This window comes from Pseudomonas sp. rhizo25, assembly GCF_031931935.1.
Classification (GTDB): Bacteria; Pseudomonadota; Gammaproteobacteria; order Pseudomonadales; family Pseudomonadaceae; genus Aquipseudomonas; species Aquipseudomonas synxantha.
This window is the reverse complement of the sequence record NZ_JAUJXA010000010.1, coordinates 196188-214765: the sequence shown is the minus strand read 5'-3', so window position 1 is coordinate 214765 and position 18578 is coordinate 196188. Positions and strand designations below refer to the sequence as shown.

Sequence of the window (18578 nt, the reverse complement as noted above, 5' to 3'; positions counted from 1 at the left end):
CCTGTCCCCGCGCACCTGTCAGCCATGTGTCCGGTCCGTGCACCACAGTGCTAAAGTCCACCCCTCGATTTTGCTTTTCCCAAGGAAGCCGTTATGCCGGACGCAACGTCCCTCAGCGCTGGATTCATGGTGGTCCACGGCAATCGCCTGGACGAACTGCGTAGCCTGGTGGTCAGTTGGATGCGCCGCTACCCACTGGCGCCTTTGGAAAATGAAATCGCCCTGGTACAAAGCAACGGTATCGCCCAGTGGCTCAAGCTGGCCCTGGCCGAAGACCCTGAGGAAGACGATATGGGCGGTTGCGGCATTGCTGCTGCAATCGATGTGCAGCTGCCTGGCAGCTTCATGTGGCAGCTCTACCGCATGGTCCTGGGCCGTGACGAAATCCCGCCGAAGTCCCTGCTCGATAAAGCCCCGTTGACCTGGCGCCTGATGCGCCTGTTACCCGAGCTGATTGACCAGCCGTACTTCGAGCCTTTGCAACGCTTCCTGACCCAAGACACCGACCTGCGCAAACGATACCAACTTGCCGAGCGCCTGGCTGACTTGTTCGACCAATACCAGGTCTACCGCGCTGATTGGCTGGAAGATTGGGCCGCAGGCCGCCACCAACTACGCAATAGTCGAGGCGAATCCAAACCGCTCGACCCTGCCAATTGCTGGCAAGCCGAGTTATGGCGTGCGTTGTTGCTGGACGTGGGAGCAGAGGGCATGGCCCAAAGTCGAGCCGGCGTTCACCAACGTTTTATCGAACGTATCAATAGCCTTGAAAAAGCACCGTCCGGCTTGCCTTCCCGGGTGATTGTCTTTGGCATTTCATCGCTACCGGCCCAGGCATTGGAAGCGCTGGCGGGTCTGGCCCGTTTCAGCCAGGTCCTGCTTTGCGTGCATAACCCTTGCCGCCACCACTGGTCCGACATTGTCGCCGACAAGGACCTGCTGCGAAACGAATACAAACGCCAGGCGCGCAAAGCCGGCATGCCGGTCACCATCGACCCCCAAACCCTACATCAGCACGCCCATCCGTTGCTCGCCGCGTGGGGCAAGCAAGGCCGTGATTACATCAACCTGCTAGACAGCTACGATGACCCCAACAGCTATCGGGCCGCATTCCGTGACGGCCGCATCGACTTGTTCAGCGACAGTGAACCCACCACGCTGCTCAACCAGCTCCAGGACGATATCCTCGAACTGCGCCCGCTGAATGAAACCCGTGAGCTGTGGCCCCCTGTCGACTTGGAGCACGATGCTTCGATCCGCTTCCACATTGCCCACAGCGCCCAGCGCGAAGTGGAGATCCTCCACGACCAATTGCTCCAACGCTTCAGCGCCGACCCAACTTTGCGCCCCCGGGACATCATCGTCATGGTCCCCGACGTCGACAGCTACGCGCCGCACATCCGCGCAGTCTTCGGCCAGCTCGAACGAAATGATCCACGCTTCATTCCTTTCACGCTTACCGACCAAGGCCAGCGCGGCCGCGACCCTCTGCTGATCGCCGTCGAGCACCTGCTGAAACTTCCCGACAGCCGTTTCCCCGTCAGCGAGATCCTCGACCTGCTCGACGTGCCCGCCCTGCGCGAACGTTTCGCTATCAAAGAGCGCGACTTGCCCACCTTGCATCGCTGGATCGAAGGTGCCGGCATCCGCTGGGGCCTGAATGCCGAGCAACGCGCTGGTTTAGGCCTACCTACAGAACTGGAACAAAACAGCTGGCGATTCGGCCTGCGCCGCATGCTGCTGGGCTACGCTGTCGGCACCGGCACGGCCTGCAATGGGATTGAGCCCTACGATGAAATCGGCGGCCTCGATGCGGCACTGATCGGCCCGCTGGTCGCCCTGCTCGATGCCTTGAGCGATGCCCATCAGGCGTTGTCCCAACCCGCCTCCCCCCAGGCCTGGGGCGAGCGACTGCAACGCTTGATGCAGCTGTTTTTCCTCCCTAGCAGCGAGCACGACGACTACCTGCTAGGCCAGCTCGAACAACTAAGAGAGACTTGGCTGGAAACCTGCGAGTCCGTTGGCTTGCAGGACGAGTTACCGCTTACCGTGGTCCGTGAGGCGTGGTTGGCCGGACTGGATCAGGGGCGCCTGTCCCAACGCTTCCTAGCGGGAGCTGTCAATTTTTGTACCCTCATGCCCATGCGTGCAATCCCGTTCAAGCTGGTCTGTCTGCTCGGCATGAATGATGGTGATTACCCGCGGGCCCAGCCGCCCCTGGACTTCGACCTAATGGGCAGCGACTACCGCCCCGGTGACCGTTCACGCCGCGAAGACGACCGCTACTTACTGCTTGAAGCGCTGCTGTCGGCCCGCGACCAGCTATATATCAGCTGGGTAGGGCGCAGCATCCGCGATAACAGCGATCGCCCAGCCTCGGTGTTGATTGGTCAACTGCGCGATCACCTCGCCAGCGGCTGGCAGCACGCCAAAACCGATACACCGCTGATTGACGCAATGACCCAGGAACATCCTCTGCAGCCCTTCAGTGCCCGCTACTTTCACGAAGGCGACCCGCTGTTCAGTTATGCCCGCGAATGGCAATTGCTGCATGAAACCCCGGTCGCCGTCGGCCCAGAAAATACGCTGGCGCAACACCAACAGGAAGAGCCGCTGAGCCTCGGCCAGTTGCAGGACTTCCTACGCAACCCGGTTAAACACTTCTTCAGCCAGCGCCTGAAAGTGTTCTTTGAAGCTGCCGAAGTTCCCCTGGCCGACGAAGAGCCCTTCGTGCTGGACGCACTGCAACGCTACAGCCTCAGTGACAGCCTGCTGAGCGCCGCACTGACCCAGCCCGATCACCTCGATCAGGCCCTCAATGCCCAGGCGCTGCGCCTGCAAGGCAGCGGACTGCTGCCGATGGTCGGTTTCGGTGAGTGTCTGCGTAACGAACTGATCGAGCCATTGCCTGACCTTGTGCAACGCTATCAACACCTTCTGGCCCTTTGGCCAACCCCGCATACCGCTGCTGAGCCGATCAGTTTTGAGTATCAGGGCATCCAGCTGGAAGGTTGGATCAGCGGCCTGCATCGACGCAGTGATGGCGGTTTGTTAAGCGTTACCACCATCCCCAACAGCATTGGCTCGATCAAGACCCGCAAGTGGCACCGCCTGATTCGACCCTGGGTCAATCATGTGGTGGCCTGCGCCTGCGGCCTGCCACTGAGTACCGGCCTGGTGGCAAGTGACGACACCTTGCTGCTGGCTCCGCTGGACAAGCCCATTGCGCAGGAAATCCTTGGCAACCTGCTGCTGGCCTGGCACACCGGCATGAGCACGCCGCTACCCGTCGCGGTGAAAACCGCCTTTGCCTGGCTCGGCCAGACCGATCCCATCAAGGCCCAGGCCGCGGCCAGCAAAGCCTACGAAGGCGATGGCATCACCACCGACGGCGAACGCCGCGAAACACCCGCGCTCACGCGGCAATTTCCCGACTACGCCGCCTTGGTTGCCAGCGAAGAGTTCGAAGGCTGGTGCGAAACCCTGTATCGCCCACTGCTCAACGCCCCGTGGCGATCACTCTCCAGTACGGAGGCCGGCGCATGATTGGCAAACCCTTGGCCCTGGCGTTTCCGCTCAAAGGCAGCCAGTTGATCGAGGCCAGTGCCGGCACTGGCAAGACGTTTACCATCTCCGCCTTGTACCTGCGCCTGGTGCTCGGCCACGGCGGTGATGAGTCCGGTTTCGTGCGCGAACTGTTGCCGCCACAAATCCTCGTGGTGACGTTCACCGACGCCGCTACCAAAGAGCTGCGGGAGCGCATCCGCATCCGCCTGGCCGAAGCTGCGCGTTTCTTTCGCGACGAAATCGAACAGCCCGATGCGTTGATCGCCGACCTGCGCGATCAGTACCCCCCGGAGCAGTGGCCCGCCTGCGCCAACCGCCTGGACATCGCCGCGCAATGGATGGATGAAGCCGCCGTCTCGACTATCCACAGCTGGTGCCAGCGCATGCTGCGCGAACATGCGTTCGACAGCGGCAGCCTGTTCACCCAGACTCTGGAAACCGACCATAGCGACCTGCTGGGCGAAGTGCTACGCGACTACTGGCGGCTGTTCTGCTACCCGATGCACGACGACGCGCTCAGCTGGGTGCGCAGCCATTGGGGCGGCCCCGCTGCACTGATGCCGCGAGTGCGTGCGCTGTTCGGCAGCGAACGGCCCACCGATGAAAGTCGTGAGCCGGCGGAGCTGATCAACGCCTGCCTGCAAGAACGTCGCGCAGCGCTGGTAAGCCTCAAGGCGCCTTGGCAACAATGGGCCGTCGAGCTGCGCGATATCTGCCTGCAAGCTGTTGCGGCCAAAGCTGTCGATGGTCGCAAGATGCAAGCGCGCTACTTCGAACCCTGGTTCGAGAAGATCAGCGCCTGGGCCGCTGATGAAGCCCTGGAACAACTGGACATCGGCACCGGCTTCACGCGCCTGACGCCCGACGGCATGGCCGAAGCCTGGAAAGGTGAGCCGCCGCAGCACCCAGGGATCGAGGCCATGGCCGGCCTCAAAGCCAGCCTTGACGCCTTGCCAACACCAGACGCAGCGGTGTTGCAACATGCTGCCGGCTGGGTCGGCAAACGCTTCGAAGAAGAAAAGCGTCGCCGCGCAGAGATGGGCTTCGACGACATGCTGATTCGCCTCAACGCCGCCCTTCAAGCCGACGGTGGCGAGCGCCTGGCCAGTGTGATCCGTGAGCAATTTCCGGTGGCGCTCATTGATGAATTCCAAGACACCGACCCTGTGCAATACAGCATCTTCGACAGCATCTACCGCATCGAGGAGAACCACCTCGACAGTGGCCTGTTCCTGATAGGCGATCCCAAGCAGGCGATCTACGCCTTTCGCGGCGCCGACATCTACACCTACCTGCGCGCCCGGCAGTCCACCACCGGCCGCCATCACACCCTGGGCACCAACTTCCGTTCCAGCCATGCGATGGTCGAGGCGGTGAACCACGTGTTCCAGCGAGCTGAAGCCGGCCGTGGCGCGTTTCTGTTTCGTGAGCCCAATGGCGAGAATCCGGTGCCGTTCCACCCGGTACTGTCCCAAGGCCGCAGAGAGCATCTGCAGGTTGACGGCCAGACGCTGCCGGCCATGAACCTTTGGCACCTGCCCACCGACCAGCCGATTTCCAACGCGCTTTATCGCCAACAACTGGCTGCTGCCTGTGCCACGCAGATCGTCGCGCTGCTCAACGGCGGGCAGCAAGGCACGGCGGGGTTTGTCACGAAAGACAGTTTCACCGGTGTGCTGCCCTCAAACATCGCCATCCTCGTGCGCGACGGCAAGGAAGCCCAGGCCGTACGTGCTGAACTGGCCAGCCGTGGCGTGCGTAGCGTGTACCTCTCGGATAAAGACTCGGTGTTCGCCGCCCAGGAAGCCCACGACCTGTTGGCCTGGCTCAAGGCGTGCGCCGAGCCGGATGTCGAGCGCCCGCTACGCGCTGCCCTTGCCTGCGTCACCTTGAATCTGTCGTTGGCGGAACTGGAGCGTCTGAACCAAGACGAACTGGCGTGGGAATCCCGCGTAATGCAGTTCCGGGGTTACCGCTCGATCTGGCGTACCCAAGGCGTGCTGCCGATGCTGCGCCGCCTGCTCCACGACTTCAAGTTGCCGCAAACCCTCATCGCCCGCAGTGATGGCGAGCGTGTGCTGACCAACCTGTTGCACCTCAGTGAGTTGTTGCAACAAGCCGCGTCGGAACTCGATGGTGAACAGGCGTTGATCCGTCATCTGGCCGAACACTTGGCGCTGTCGGGCCAGGCTGGCGAAGAGCAGATCCTGCGGCTGGAAAGCGATGAGCAACTGGTAAAGGTGGTGACCATCCACAAATCCAAAGGCCTGGAATATGACTTGGTGTTCCTGCCGTTCATCTGCTCGGCCAAACCGGTGGATGGCAGTCGCTTGCCGCTGCATTACCACGATGAACAGGGTAAGTCCCAAGTGAGCCTGCGGCCGACGGCCGAGCTGATTGCCCAGGCCGATGATGAGCGCCTGGCCGAAGACCTGCGCTTGTTCTACGTGGCGTTGACCCGCGCCAAACACGCGTGCTGGCTGGGCATCGCCGACCTCAAGCGCGGCAATAACAGCAGTTCGGTTTTGCACCTCTCGGCCTTGGGCTATCTGCTGGGAGCCGGTGCGTCGCTAGGCGAATCCGCCGACCTGGCGCGCTGGCTGTTGGACTTGCAGCAAGGCTGCCCGGCCATCAGTTATGCACCTGTGCCAGATGCGCAAGACATCCTGTTCCACCCGCCACGCAATGAAGCGACCCTGCTGGCGCCGTTGCTGCCTAAACGCAAGGCTGCGGAAAACTGGTGGATCGCTTCCTACAGCGCCTTGCGCATTGGCGACAGCATGAGCGCCGCCAGCCTCGAAGCACCGGAAAGCCCACAGGCCCAGAAGCTGTTCGACGACGAACGCCTCGACCCGGATGCACCACGGGAATTGGTGGCGTCCGGCGGTGACATACACCGTTTTCCACGCGGCCCTAATCCAGGCACCTTCCTTCACGGGTTGTTGGAGTGGGCCGGTGAAGAGGGTTTCAACGTGACGCCTGAGGCGATCGAAAAAGCCGTGGGCGCACGCTGTAATCGCCGCAACTGGGAGGGCTGGATCGTCACCCTCAGCGGCTGGCTGGGTCATCTGCTGCAAACGCCGCTGCCCCTGTGCAACGACCACGTCACCCTCAGCGGCCTGAAGCAGTACCAGATCGAAATGGAGTTCTGGTTCGCCAGCCACAAGGTCGATGTGCTCGCCCTCGACAAGCTGGTGTGCCAGCACACCCACGGCGGTGCCTCCCGCGTGGCCGCTGAGCCGGTGTTGCTCAACGGTATGTTCAAGGGGTTTATCGACCTGACGTTCGAGCACAATGGCCGCTACTACGTGGCGGACTACAAATCCAACTGGCTTGGTCCCGACGATTCAGCCTACACCCTTGATGCCATGGAGCATTCGATCCTAGAGCATCGGTACGACCTGCAATACGTATTGTACCTGCTGGCCCTGCATCGCCAGCTCAAGGCGCGTTTGCCGGATTACGATTACGACCAGCACGTCGGCGGCGCCCTGTACCTGTTCCTGCGCGGTACCCAGGCGGTGAGCCAGGGCGCGTATTTCACCCGGCCACCCCGTGAGCTGATCGAGGGGCTGGACCTGTTGTTCCAGGGCAAGCCTATCCCGCCCAAGGTTGAGCCCGCCTGGGAACAAGGAGTGCTGCTATGAACCTGTCGCCGTTACCGCTGGACGAGCTGACACCCCTGAGCCGCGCCGCCGACCTGCTGCAACTGTTAGAGCGTTGGGTCGACCGTGGCTGGTTGCGCGCCTTGGACAAAGCCTTCGTCGGCTTCCTGCATGAGCTTGATCCCCAGGCCGATCCCCTGGTGCTGTTGGCGACCGCCTTGACCAGCCATCAGTTGGGCCATGGTCACGTCTGCCTGGACCTGTTCGAAACCCTCAAGGCACCGGACTTCGCCCTGTCACTGCCGCCCGAGGGCGACCCGCACACCGGCGCCATGCTGCTGCCGTCACAGCTGCTGCATGGCCTGGACGGTGCCCATTGGTGTCATGCCCTGGCGTCCAGCCAACTGGTCGCGCTGGCGGTCGATGGCAGCGCAGCCGCCCAGAGCCGACCGTTGGTGTTGTCCGGCAAGCGCCTGTACCTACGGCGCTACTGGGCCTACGAACGGCGTATCGACAGTGCCTTGCGCCAGCGTCTTGCGAGTGTGGAGATCGTTGCCGCCGATTTGCCGCAGCGCCTCAATCGCCTGTTCGATCAACCGGCGCCGGATGGCGTGATCGACTGGCAAAAACTCGCCTGTGCCCTGGCGACCCGCGGCGCATTCAGTATCGTCACCGGCGGCCCCGGCACCGGCAAGACCACCACGGTGGTGCGCCTGCTCGCGCTGTTGCAAGCGCCCGCCGTGGAGTCCGGCAACCCGTTGCGTATCCGTCTGGCCGCGCCCACCGGTAAAGCCGCCGCGCGCCTGACCGAATCCATCAGCCAGCAAGTGCTATCGCTGACAGTGGCCGACAACGTGCGGGAAAAAATCCCCACTCAGGTCACCACTGTCCACCGTCTGCTGGGCAGCCGCCCGGGAACCCGACATTTCCGTCATCACCTGGGTAACCCGTTACCTCTGGATGTGCTGGTGGTGGATGAGGCCTCGATGATCGACCTGGAAATGATGGCCAACCTGCTCGACGCCTTGCCGGCCCATGCACGCCTGATACTGCTGGGAGACAAGGACCAACTGGCATCGGTGGAAGCGGGAGCCGTACTCGGCGACTTGTGCCGCGATGCCGAAGCCGGCTGGTACAGCCCGCACACGCGCCAATGGTTGCAAGCGGTCAGCGGCGAAGACCTCAGTACCAGTGGCCTGCAAGAAGACCTCGATGGCAGTCATCCCCTGGCCCAGCAAGTAGTGATGCTGCGCTATTCGCGCCGCTTCGGTGAGGGCAGCGGCATCGGCCAACTGGCGCGTTGGGTCAACCAGCAAAACGCCGAAGAGGCCCGCCAGCTGTTGGTCGCACGCCGCCACGACGACCTCTTCTGCGTCAGCCTCAAGGGTGAACATGACCACGCACTTGAGCGCCTGGTGCTGGACGGGCAGGGCGACGGCGCCCAAGGTTATCGCTACTACCTGAACCTGCTGCAATCTGCACGCCCATCGCTGGATACGCGGCGGGACGACCCTGCCTGGACCCATTGGGCGCAACAGCTGCTGCAAGCCTTCGACGCGTTCCAGCTGCTTTGCGCCGTACGCAAGGGCCCTTGGGGCGTCGAAGGGCTGAACCTGCGCATCACCGCGGCGCTGCGCAAAGTGCGCCTGATCGAAGGCGATGAGCAGTGGTACGAAGGCCGCCCGGTGCTGATGACCCGTAACGATTACGGCCTGGGCCTGATGAACGGCGACATCGGCATCGCGCTGAAATTGCCCGAAAGCGACGGTGGCCCCCAGGTGCTGCGCGTGGCCTTCCCGCGTAACGATGGCCAGGGCGGCGTGCGCTTTGTGTTGCCCAGCCGGCTCAATGACGTGGAAACCGTGTACGCAATGACCGTGCACAAATCCCAAGGCTCTGAGTTCACCCATACCGCACTGATCTTGCCGGATGCCCTGAACCCGGTACTGACCAAAGAGTTGATTTATACCGGTATCACCCGCGCCAAGCGCTGGTTCAGCCTGATTGAGCCTCGGGCTGGCGTGTTTGAGGAGGCCGTGCGCCGCAAGGTCAAGCGCTTGAGCGGGCTGATGCTGGAATTGGACGCCGTGCCTGAAGAAACTGACTGATAGGTCATGCAATATTTCTGATTCAGCTGTCTGATTTTTCTGAAAAAATAGTGCGCCCCGCGCAAACCGTGTTTCGTGGGGTTTTCCGCCGCTGTGCTATCGTTGCGGCATCACCTTGGAAAACACCTGAGAGAATTGCTGCATGAACGTGGCTGGCTCGCCCACAGAGCGTAGTTTGAGCTGGAGACGCATGTTACTGGTGGCGGTTCTGTGCCTGCTCGTGACGCCTCTGTCGGCACAGACCCAAAGCCTCGCCGAGCAGCGTGCCCAAGCGGTTACCCAAGTGGTGCTCGGCATCCTCAGCTACGCCCGATGGCCGGTAGAGCCTGCGCAGTTGCGGCTGTGCGTTGTCGGGCCGACCCAATACACAGACGACCTGGTCAAAGGCACCACCCAGGCTACCGGCCGTCCGGTGCTGGTACGGCGCCTGCTGGTCGATCATCCCGACATCGTCAACGCCTGTGACGCCGTCTACATCGGCAAGCTCACCGCGGACGAACGCAGCCGCTTGTTCACCTCATTGATTGGCCACCCGGTACTCAGCATCAGCGAAGGCGGCGACCAATGCACCGTGGGCAGTCTGTTCTGCCTGCGAGTAAGCGATGAGCAAGTATCGTTCGAGGTCAACCTGGATTCCGTCGCCCGCAGCGGCGTGCGCATCCACCCCAGCGTGTTGCAGTTATCTCGCCGTCGAGCGCCAGGGTCATGAGCGGTACTAAGGTGCGGCCGACCCTGCGCTCGGTGATTGCCCGTGGGCATATGATCCTGGCCCTGGTGGCGGTCACCCTGGCCAGTGTGTCCCTGACCCTGCTCGGCGTACTTGCCCTGCGGGTCTACGCCGAGCACAACCTGCACCTGATCGCCCGTTCCATCAATTACACCGTGGAAGCGGCGGTGGTGTTCAATGACAGCGCGGCGGCTACCGAAGCCCTGAGCCTGATTGCCTCTACCGAGGAAGTGGCCCAGGCGGAAGTTTTCGATATCAATGGCAAATTGCTGGCGCGATGGGTACGCCCGGAAACCGGCATGTTGTCACGTGTCGAGCTGCAAATAGCGCACGCCCTGCTTGAACAGCCCATCAGCCAACCGATCCTGCGCCAAGGGCAAACCGTGGGCAGCATTCACCTGGTCGGCCACGGTGGCAGTCTATTGCGCTTTTTGCTCAGCGGCCTGGTCGGGATTCTGATCTGCACCGCCCTCAGCGCCTGGGTGGCCTTGCACTTGTCGCGGCGTCTGTTGAATGGTATCACCGTGCCGCTGCAGCGCCTGGCCGCCGTGGCCCACGCGGCCCGCAGCGAGCGCGACTTCGACCGCCGCGTTCCCTCCGCGCAGATCGCCGAACTCGACAGCCTGGGCAGCGACTTCAATGCCCTGCTCGGCGAGATGGAAGCCTGGCAGAGCCACCTGCAAAGCGAGAATGAAACCCTGGCTCACCAGGCCAGCCACGACAGCCTCACCGGCCTGCCCAACCGCGCGTTCTTCGAAGGCCGGTTGATCCGTGCCTTGCGCAGCGCAGCCAAGGTCAACGAGCAAGTGGCGGTGCTGTTTCTCGACAGTGACCGCTTCAAAGACATCAATGACAGCTTCGGCCACGCCGCCGGCGATGCCGTACTGGTAGCCGTTGCCGACCGCGTGCGTGCGCAACTGCGCGAGGATGACCTGGTGGCGCGCTTGGGTGGCGATGAATTTGCGGTGTTGCTGGCGCCCCTGCACAAGGCCGAAGACGCCCAGCGCATCGCCGACAAGATCATTGCCAGTATGGACGTGCCGATCCCACTGCCTGGGGACACCCAGGTATTGACCTCCCTCAGTATTGGCATTGCCATTTATCCCGATCATGGCGCCACTCCCGGCACCTTGCTCAACGCCGCCGATGCAGCGATGTACCAGGCCAAACGACTGTCCTCGGGCGGCCAGCAAACGGCGGAGTCGGAGCGCCCCGTCGTCAACGTTCAACACAGGAGTTGATTCCCTTGTTTGCTAACACGCGCGTTTTGTTTATTTCTTTACTCGTTGCCTTCCTGGCCCTCAGCGGCTGCCAGACGCCACCGCCCAAGGGTCTGACCCCGGCGCAAGTTGCCGTGCTCAAACAACAAGGCTTCGAGCTGACCGATGAAGGCTGGGCCTTCGGCCTGTCTGGCAAAGTGCTGTTTGGCAGCGACGTCGAAACCCTCAACAAACCCAGCACCGACATCGTTGAGCGCATCGGTAGCGCCCTGGTTGGTGCAGGCATTGAGCGCGTGCGCGTTGACGGCCACACCGATGCTTCCGGTAAAGAACCCTACAACGTGGCGCTGTCCCTGCGCCGCGCCAAGAGCGTCGGCAAGGTGCTGACCCGCGTGGGAATGAAAGAAGAAAATATCCAACTGCGCGGCCTGGGCAGCAGCGAGCCGGTGGCATCGAATACGACAACGGCAGGCCGAACCGAGAATCGCCGGGTGTCGATTGTAGTGATCGCGGACTAAGGCAATTCACCTGCCTTAACCTGAAATACATTCAAAATGTGGGAGGGGGCTTGCCCCCGATAGCGGTGTGTTAGCCAATACAACTGGTGACTGACACTCCGCCATCGGGAGCAAGCCCCCTCCCACATTTGTTTTGCGGTCTGCTCGCGGGAGTTTCCGCTTAACAGCGCGGCGTCATCGTCTGCGTCAAGTCATCCACCACGGCCTTGCCCATCTCACACAGATAATGCGCGTCCCATGCGTATTGCTCGCCGCGAAAACCTACCAACGACCATTAGGAGTTTTCTCTGTAGGAAAGGCCTGTCATGACGAATTTTAATGGCTGGGCTGATGAAGTTTCGTTTTTTCGCAAGTGGTGGGCTTAGTTAAATGGACGCTATAAGTAATTACCGTAAAGGATTGCGATGAATATAAATGTCAGTAATTTTCGCCAGGAAGTATCTAAAGTCCGGCTTTCAAAAGACGCATTTGCTGAGCTATTGACGGTAAGAGAATTATTCGAGGTTGGAAGATATGAATGCTCCACGCTCCGAGATCAATGATGCTGAGCCGTTGAGTGATCTGAATCGTTATATGCTACGGATGTGGTTACGCAAACCATGATGCATTCGTGTTCATAACGTAAGTCCTCCCATATCCGCCATAAGCCGAGCCCCATGGAAAATTCCGATATCGCGATCACGCCGGTCTTGATCTCTGCCTTTATGCACGCCACTTGGAATGCCGTAGTCCGCGCCGGTAGCAGTCGCTTCATGACCTTGGCCATGGTCGATGGCACTGCGCTCGTGATATGCCTGCTGGCGTTGCCGTTTGTCAGTGTGCCTAGCCTAGAGGTATGGGGCTATATACTCGTCTCCGTGGTGCTCAATACGGTCTACCGGCTATTTTTGATCAAAGCGTACGAAACAGGTGATTTCGGTCAGGTTTACCCGGTGATGCGTGGGGTGCCACCTGTACTGGTCGCGCTGTTTTCTTACTTTCTGCTGCATGAACAGTTGTCATGCCAGGCGTTGACGGGAGTGTTGCTGATTTGTGTGGGGATTATCAGCCTGACCTTTGTGCGCAGGATGACGGCGCAGATGTTCAAGCCGATCCTGATGGCGGTGTGCGCCGGTGCGTTTATTGCGTCTTACACGGTGGTGGATGCCAAAGGTGTAAGAGCCAGTGAGACGGTGCTGCAGTACATCATCTACCTGACAGTGTTCCAAAGTATTCCGATCCCGATGCTGGCGTTTTACAAAGAGCGTTCAGTCTTGGCTCGTACGATACGTGGGCATTGGCGAGTTGGACTCTTAGGCGGTGTTTTTTACCTGGCGTCTTACGGGTTGGTGTTGTTTGCGTTGTCATTGGACGCGGTGGCCAAGGTCTCAGCTCTGCGGGAAACCAGTGTTATTATCGGCGCCATTATTGCTGCACTGTTCTTTCATGAACGGTTCGGTTGGCGACGGATGCTTTCGGCGTTCGTCATTGTTTGCGGGATCATCTTGATCAAAGTGAGCACCTGATGGCCCAGCGTCCGCCTCCCACACCTATGCTTCAAGCGTTTGTCAGCGCAGCGCAAACCGGTAGTTTTGCGCGCGCAGCGTCTGAGCTCAACCTCACTGCCAGCGCCATTAGCCATCAAATTGCGGGCTTGGAGGAGTGGTGGGGCGTGTCGTTGTTTGAGCGGCACTCGCGTGGCGTCAAACTGACGGTGGCTGGGCAGGCTTTGTTGCCGGTTACCGATGGTTTCTTCAAATCGCTGGATGGGGTGCTGCATTCACTCAACCCCGGTAAATCCCAACCGCTGTACCTCTCATGCACGTCTTCTCTCTGTTCAACATGGCTGATCCCCAGGATGCACGGTTCTCACACTGAGGCCTCATTCAATCTAGATCTGGTGTTGACCAGCGTCGACATGAACCGCGCCAGCCTGGAGGCTCATCAATACGATGTCGCGGTGGTGATGGGGTACGGCGACTACCCGGATCATCATGTCGAATTACTGATGCGCGATGCGGTGTTCCCCGTTTGTTCGCCGGAGTTTCTGCGGTTGAAGGGTGATATTGCGCTTGAGGATGTCGCCCGCAATCCGCTGATTCATCGGGTGGACGATCAGGTGTGTCCGGGATGGGAAAGTTGGTTTGCGTTTCAGGGGCTGGCGGCGCCGCCTTATCACCATGGGCCGAGATTTCCGGATTCGAGTCTGGCGATTAGTCTGGCGGTGAAGGGTGGGGGGATAGCGCTGGGCAGGACTGCATTAGTGTATGACCAACTGGACGGTGGTGCGTTAGTTGCGTTGAATAGTCCCGTGATGATGTCTCCAGCGGCCTACTACATCATTTGTCGAAACGGGCGTCAGTCGGAGCCGGATATTGCTCGACTGATTGAATGGCTCAAGAGCAGTGCGGGTGAGTTTCTGCGCGAAGTTCGGGCTCGGTATCCGCAAATTGCCGAGGCTGGCGCGGTTTAAATGTGGGAGGGAGCAAGGCTCCTCCCGCATTCGAACGGTATTCGCTTAACGGCCCGGCGTCATCGCCTGCGTCAAGTCATCCACCACGGCCTTGCCCATCTCACACAGATAATGCGCAGCCCATGCATATTGCTCGCCGCGCACATCCATGGCGGCTTCCATCGCGAGTTTCTTGGAGTAAAAAAGCAGGGAAGCTGACGGACGCCAGCTAATACTGTTTGGGGCAGTGTCACGCTCGAAACCCGGATCGCTAAACCCGATCGCTGATGTGCAGCGACCCAGGGAGGCTAGTGATCCAAACGCTACAGCGCAATAGGCCAAGGATTCTCTAGGAAACGTCCTGCAATTTAAAGCGAATCGTCGTTGATGGTGCTTTAATCCGCAAACCTGATCTCCCGCGTCTCCCCCATCAACAACCCCTGATTCTGCTCCGTCACCTCCCTGATGTAATCCCACAACAACGTAATCCGCTTCAACTTGCGCAAATCCTCCCGGCAATACATCCAGAACTGCCGCGTAATCGCGATCTGCTCTCCCAGCACCGGCAACAAGCGCGGATCCTGCGCCGCCAGAAAGCACGGCAGTATCGCCATCGACCGTCCCTGCTGCGCAGCAACGTACTGCGCAATCACGCTGGTACTGCGCAGGCTGGCGCTGGCGCCGGGCACCACATTCGCCAGGTACAACAGCTCCGAGCTGAACGCCAAGTCATCCACATAACTGATAAACGGATGCTCGGCCAAATCCGCGGGTTTGCGGATTGGCGGGTGTTGGTCGAGGTAGTCCTGGGTCGCGTACAACTGCAATTTGTAGTCGCACAGTTTGCAGCACACATAGGGCCCGTGCTCCGGGCGTTCCAGGGCGATGACGATGTCGGCTTCGCGCTTGGACAGGCTGATGAAGTGCGGCAGCGGCAGGATATCTACTGAGATCGCAGGATAGGTGTCGACGAAATGGCTCAATTGCGGGGTGACGAAGAAGCTACCGAAGCCTTCGGTGCAGCCCATGCGCACGTGGCCGGACAGCGCCACGCCGGAGCCGGAGACTTGTTCGCAGGCCATGTGCAAGGTGCTTTCGATGGTCTCCGCGTAGCCCAGCAGCCGTTGGCCCTCGGTGGTGAGGACAAAGCCGTTGGTCCGGGATTTTTCAAACAACAGGGTACCGAGCGACACTTCCAACGAGCTGATGCGCCGCGACACAGTGGTGTAGTCCACTGCCAGACGCTTGGCGGCCACGCTGGCCTTGCGGGTGCGGGCCACTTCGAGGAAAAACTTCAGGTCATCCCAGTTCAGGGAGCCCAGGGAGGTGATGTTTTTTTGCATATTGGACCGGCTTTTATGTGCGTTCTTATTAGAAGTTTGCACATCTATACTCCAAAAACAGTCCGAACGCCTCATTCTTCAAGGCGATTCAACGCCTTGGTTCTCTGCATAAATACAAGATTCTGGAGACCACATGAACGCATCTGCCGATATTTCCGTGCAACAGGTCAAGTTGCTGATCAACGGCGAGTGGGTCGAGTCCAAGACCACGCAGTGGCAAGACATCGTCAACCCGGCCACCCAGCAAGTGCTGGCCAAAGTCCCGTTCGCTACTGCCGATGAAGTCAACGCTGCCATCGACGCCGCCCATCGCGCCTTCCAGACCTGGAAGCTGACGCCTATCGGCGCGCGCATGCGCATCATGCTCAAGCTACAAGCCTTGATCCGTGAACATTCCAAGCGTATCGCCGTGGTCCTCAGCGCTGAGCAGGGCAAGACCATTGCCGATGCCGAAGGCGATATTTTCCGTGGCTTGGAAGTGGTCGAGCACGCCTGCTCCATCGGCACCCTGCAAATGGGCGAGTTCGCCGAGAACGTAGCCGGTGGTGTGGATACCTACACCCTGCGCCAGCCTATCGGCGTGTGCGCTGGCATCACCCCATTCAACTTCCCGGCGATGATTCCACTGTGGATGTTCCCGATGGCCATTGCCTGTGGGAACACCTTCGTCCTCAAGCCATCCGAGCAGGACCCGCTGTCGACCATGTTGCTGGTGGAGCTGGCCCTGGAAGCCGGGGTACCGGCCGGCGTACTCAACGTGGTGCATGGCGGCAAGGACGTGGTGGATGCACTCTGCACCCACAAAGACATCAAGGCCGTGTCCTTCGTCGGCTCGACGGCCGTGGGCACCCACGTGTATGACCTGGCCGGTAAACATGGCAAGCGCGTGCAGTCGATGATGGGCGCCAAGAACCACGCCGTGGTGCTGCCGGATGCCAACCGCGAACACACCCTCAATGCCCTGGTCGGCGCCGGGTTCGGCGCGGCGGGCCAGCGTTGCATGGCCACTTCGGTGGTGGTGCTGGTGGGCGCGGCCAAGCAGTGGCTGCCGGATCTCAAGGCCCTGGCGCAGAAGCTCAAGGTCAACGCCGGCAGCGAAGCCGGCACCGACGTCGGCCCGGTGATCTCCAAGCGCGCCAAGGCACGCATCCTGGAGTTGATCGAAAGCGGCGTGAAGGAAGGCGCCAAGCTGGAACTGGATGGCCGCGATATCAAGGTGCCGGGCTTCGAACAAGGTAACTTTGTCGGCCCAACCCTGTTCTCGGGCGTCACCCCCGACATGCGCATCTACACCGAGGAAATCTTCGGCCCGGTGCTGGTGGTGCTGGAAGTCGACACCCTCGATCAAGCCATCGCCCTGGTCAACGCCAACCCGTTCGGCAACGGCACTGGCCTGTTCACCCAGAGCGGTGCGGCGGCGCGCAAGTTCCAGAGCGAAATTGATGTGGGCCAAGTCGGTATCAATATCCCGATCCCGGTGCCAGTACCGTTTTTCAGCTTCACCGGCTCCCGGGGCTCCAAGCTTGGCGACCTCGGCCCGTATGGCAAGCAAGTGGTGCAGTTCTACACCCAGACCAAAACCGTCACCAGCCGCTGGTTCGATGACGACACCGTCAACGATGGTGTTAACACCACCATCAACCTGCGCTGAACCTGGGAGACGACCATGAAGATTGCATTTATCGGCCTGGGCAACATGGGTGCGCCCATGGCCCGTAACTTGATCAAGGCTGGGCACGCGCTTAACCTTTTCGACCTGAACCAGGCGGTACTCAAGGAACTCGCCGAATTGGGCGGCACCATCAGCAGCTCGCCCCGTGACGCGGCCCAAGGCGCGGAACTGGTGATTACCATGTTGCCGGCCGCCGCCCACGTACGCAGCGTCTGGCTCAATGAAGACGGAGTGCTGGCAGGCATCGGCAAAGGCGTGCCAGCGGTGGATTGCAGCACCATCGACCCGCAGACCATCCGTGATGTAGCGGCAGCGGCGGCAAAACAGGGCGTGGCCGTGGCCGATGCGCCGGTTTCCGGTGGCACCGGCGGCGCGCAAGCCGGGACGCTGACCTTCATGGTCGGCGCCAACCCGGAACTGTTCGCCACCCTTCAGCCGGTATTGGCGCAGATGGGCCGCAATATCGTGCACTGCGGTGATGTCGGCACCGGGCAAATCGCCAAGATCTGCAACAACCTGCTGCTGGGTATCAGCATGGTCGGCGTCAGCGAAGCCATGGCCCTGGGAGATGCACTCGGTATTGACACTCAAGTGCTGGCCGGCATCATCAATAGCTCCACCGGGCGCTGCTGGAGTTCCGATACCTATAACCCCTGGCCCGGCGTGATCGAGACCGCGCCTTCATCGCGTGGTTACACCGGTGGTTTTGGTGCCGATTTGATGCTCAAGGATCTGGGCCTGGCCACTGAGGCTGCGCGCCAGGCGCATCAGCCGGTGATCCTGGGGGCAGTGGCCCAGCAGCTCTATCAATCGATGAGCCAGCGTGGGGAAGGGGGCAAGGACTTCTCGGCGATCATCAACAGCTATCGCAAGCCTAAATAGGGCGGTTTCCGGGGGCCAGCAAACAGCTGGCTCCCGGGTTTTGCGGGTCAGGCAAACACAAAATACTTACGCACTGTCTCGACCACTTCCCACGTGCCCTTCATCCCCGGCTCCACCACAAAGATATCCCCAGCGCGCAAATGAATCGGCTCCATGCCTTCAGGTGTGATCACGCAGTAGCCTTCCTGGAAATGGCAGTATTCCCACTTCACGTATTCGACATACCACTTGCCCGGCGTGCAGATCCAGGTGCCCATTATCTTGCTGCCGTCTTCGCTGGTGTAGGCGTTGAGGTTGACAGTGTGCGGGTCGCCTTCGAGCTTTTCCCATTTGCAGGCATCCAGGACCGGCAGTGGGTGGGTGTCGCGCAGTACGGTGATGGGCTTGGACATGATGCCTCCGAGGCAAGGGTAGAAGAGTCGAACCCTATAGCGTCGCGGCTGGGGCTGGTGGTCTGGACTCGACATCGGTATGCCCAGAAGCGCAGTTAATGTGGGAGGGGGCT

12 protein-coding genes and 2 pseudogenes are annotated in these 18578 nt (G+C 60.6%); 10 read left to right on the top strand and 4 right to left on the bottom strand.

Going from position 1 to position 18578, the window contains the following annotated elements; genetic code table 11:
- The first annotated feature begins 93 nt into the window (after positions 1-93).
- From recC to QZR30_RS20970, 6 genes are all read left to right on the top strand, one after another.
- Positions 94-3546 (top strand): exodeoxyribonuclease V subunit gamma, encoded by a 3453-nt coding sequence (gene recC / locus QZR30_RS20995; protein ID WP_311904069.1) that lies wholly within the window; start codon positions 94-96, stop codon positions 3544-3546.
- Positions 3543-7214, top strand: a complete 3672-nt coding sequence (gene recB, locus QZR30_RS20990; protein WP_311904068.1) for an exodeoxyribonuclease V subunit beta — start codon at positions 3543-3545, stop codon at positions 7212-7214. Before recC ends, recB begins: the two co-directional genes overlap by 4 nt.
- Positions 7211-9280: an exodeoxyribonuclease V subunit alpha gene (gene recD / locus QZR30_RS20985; RefSeq protein ID WP_311904066.1), complete on the top strand. Its 2070-nt coding sequence runs from the start codon at positions 7211-7213 to the stop codon at positions 9278-9280. The genes recB and recD overlap by 4 nt, the downstream gene beginning before the upstream one ends.
- Before the next feature lie 142 nt (positions 9281-9422).
- On the top strand, positions 9423-9989 hold the full coding sequence (locus tag QZR30_RS20980) for a YfiR family protein (protein WP_043046734.1): 567 nt from the start codon (positions 9423-9425) through the stop codon (positions 9987-9989).
- Complete coding sequence (locus QZR30_RS20975; protein WP_046069521.1) at positions 9986-11248, top strand: diguanylate cyclase domain-containing protein; 1263 nt, start codon at positions 9986-9988, stop codon at positions 11246-11248. Before QZR30_RS20980 ends, QZR30_RS20975 begins: the two co-directional genes overlap by 4 nt.
- Before the next feature lie 5 nt (positions 11249-11253).
- On the top strand, positions 11254-11745 hold the full coding sequence (locus tag QZR30_RS20970; RefSeq protein WP_043046736.1) for an OmpA family protein: 492 nt from the start codon (positions 11254-11256) through the stop codon (positions 11743-11745).
- A gap of 160 nt (positions 11746-11905) precedes the next feature.
- On the opposite strand, the pseudogene QZR30_RS20965 reads toward QZR30_RS20970, so the two are convergent.
- Positions 11906-12001, bottom strand: a pseudogene (locus QZR30_RS20965) (DUF3077 domain-containing protein); the annotation flags it as partial.
- Between the two features lie 400 nt (positions 12002-12401).
- Between QZR30_RS20965 and QZR30_RS20960 the strand changes: the two are divergent.
- The gene (locus QZR30_RS20960) at positions 12402-13250 is read left to right on the top strand and encodes an EamA family transporter (RefSeq protein WP_311904064.1); all 849 of its coding nucleotides are present in this window, start codon (positions 12402-12404) and stop codon (positions 13248-13250) included.
- The gene (locus QZR30_RS20955; protein ID WP_046069519.1) at positions 13250-14197 is read left to right on the top strand and encodes a LysR substrate-binding domain-containing protein; all 948 of its coding nucleotides are present in this window, start codon (positions 13250-13252) and stop codon (positions 14195-14197) included. Before QZR30_RS20960 ends, QZR30_RS20955 begins: the two co-directional genes overlap by 1 nt.
- Before the next feature lie 45 nt (positions 14198-14242).
- On the opposite strand, the pseudogene QZR30_RS20950 reads toward QZR30_RS20955, so the two are convergent.
- Both QZR30_RS20950 and QZR30_RS20945 read right to left on the bottom strand, forming a co-directional pair.
- A pseudogene (locus QZR30_RS20950) lies at positions 14243-14395 on the bottom strand (DUF3077 domain-containing protein); the annotation flags it as partial.
- 176 nt (positions 14396-14571) lie between these two features.
- Positions 14572-15519 (bottom strand): LysR family transcriptional regulator, encoded by a 948-nt coding sequence (locus QZR30_RS20945; RefSeq protein WP_046069517.1) that lies wholly within the window; start codon positions 15517-15519, stop codon positions 14572-14574.
- Between the two features lie 133 nt (positions 15520-15652).
- Between QZR30_RS20945 and QZR30_RS20940 the strand changes: the two genes are divergently transcribed.
- Both QZR30_RS20940 and mmsB read left to right on the top strand, forming a co-directional pair.
- Entirely contained in the window at positions 15653-17170 is a 1518-nt protein-coding gene (locus tag QZR30_RS20940) for a CoA-acylating methylmalonate-semialdehyde dehydrogenase (protein ID WP_046069516.1), read from the top strand.
- Between the two features lie 15 nt (positions 17171-17185).
- On the top strand, positions 17186-18073 hold the full coding sequence (gene mmsB / locus QZR30_RS20935) for a 3-hydroxyisobutyrate dehydrogenase (protein ID WP_056845950.1): 888 nt from the start codon (positions 17186-17188) through the stop codon (positions 18071-18073).
- Between the two features lie 47 nt (positions 18074-18120).
- On the opposite strand, the gene QZR30_RS20930 is transcribed toward mmsB, so the two are convergent.
- Positions 18121-18465, bottom strand: a complete 345-nt coding sequence (locus tag QZR30_RS20930; protein WP_003230905.1) for a cupin domain-containing protein — start codon at positions 18463-18465, stop codon at positions 18121-18123.
- Positions 18466-18578 lie beyond the last annotated feature (113 nt).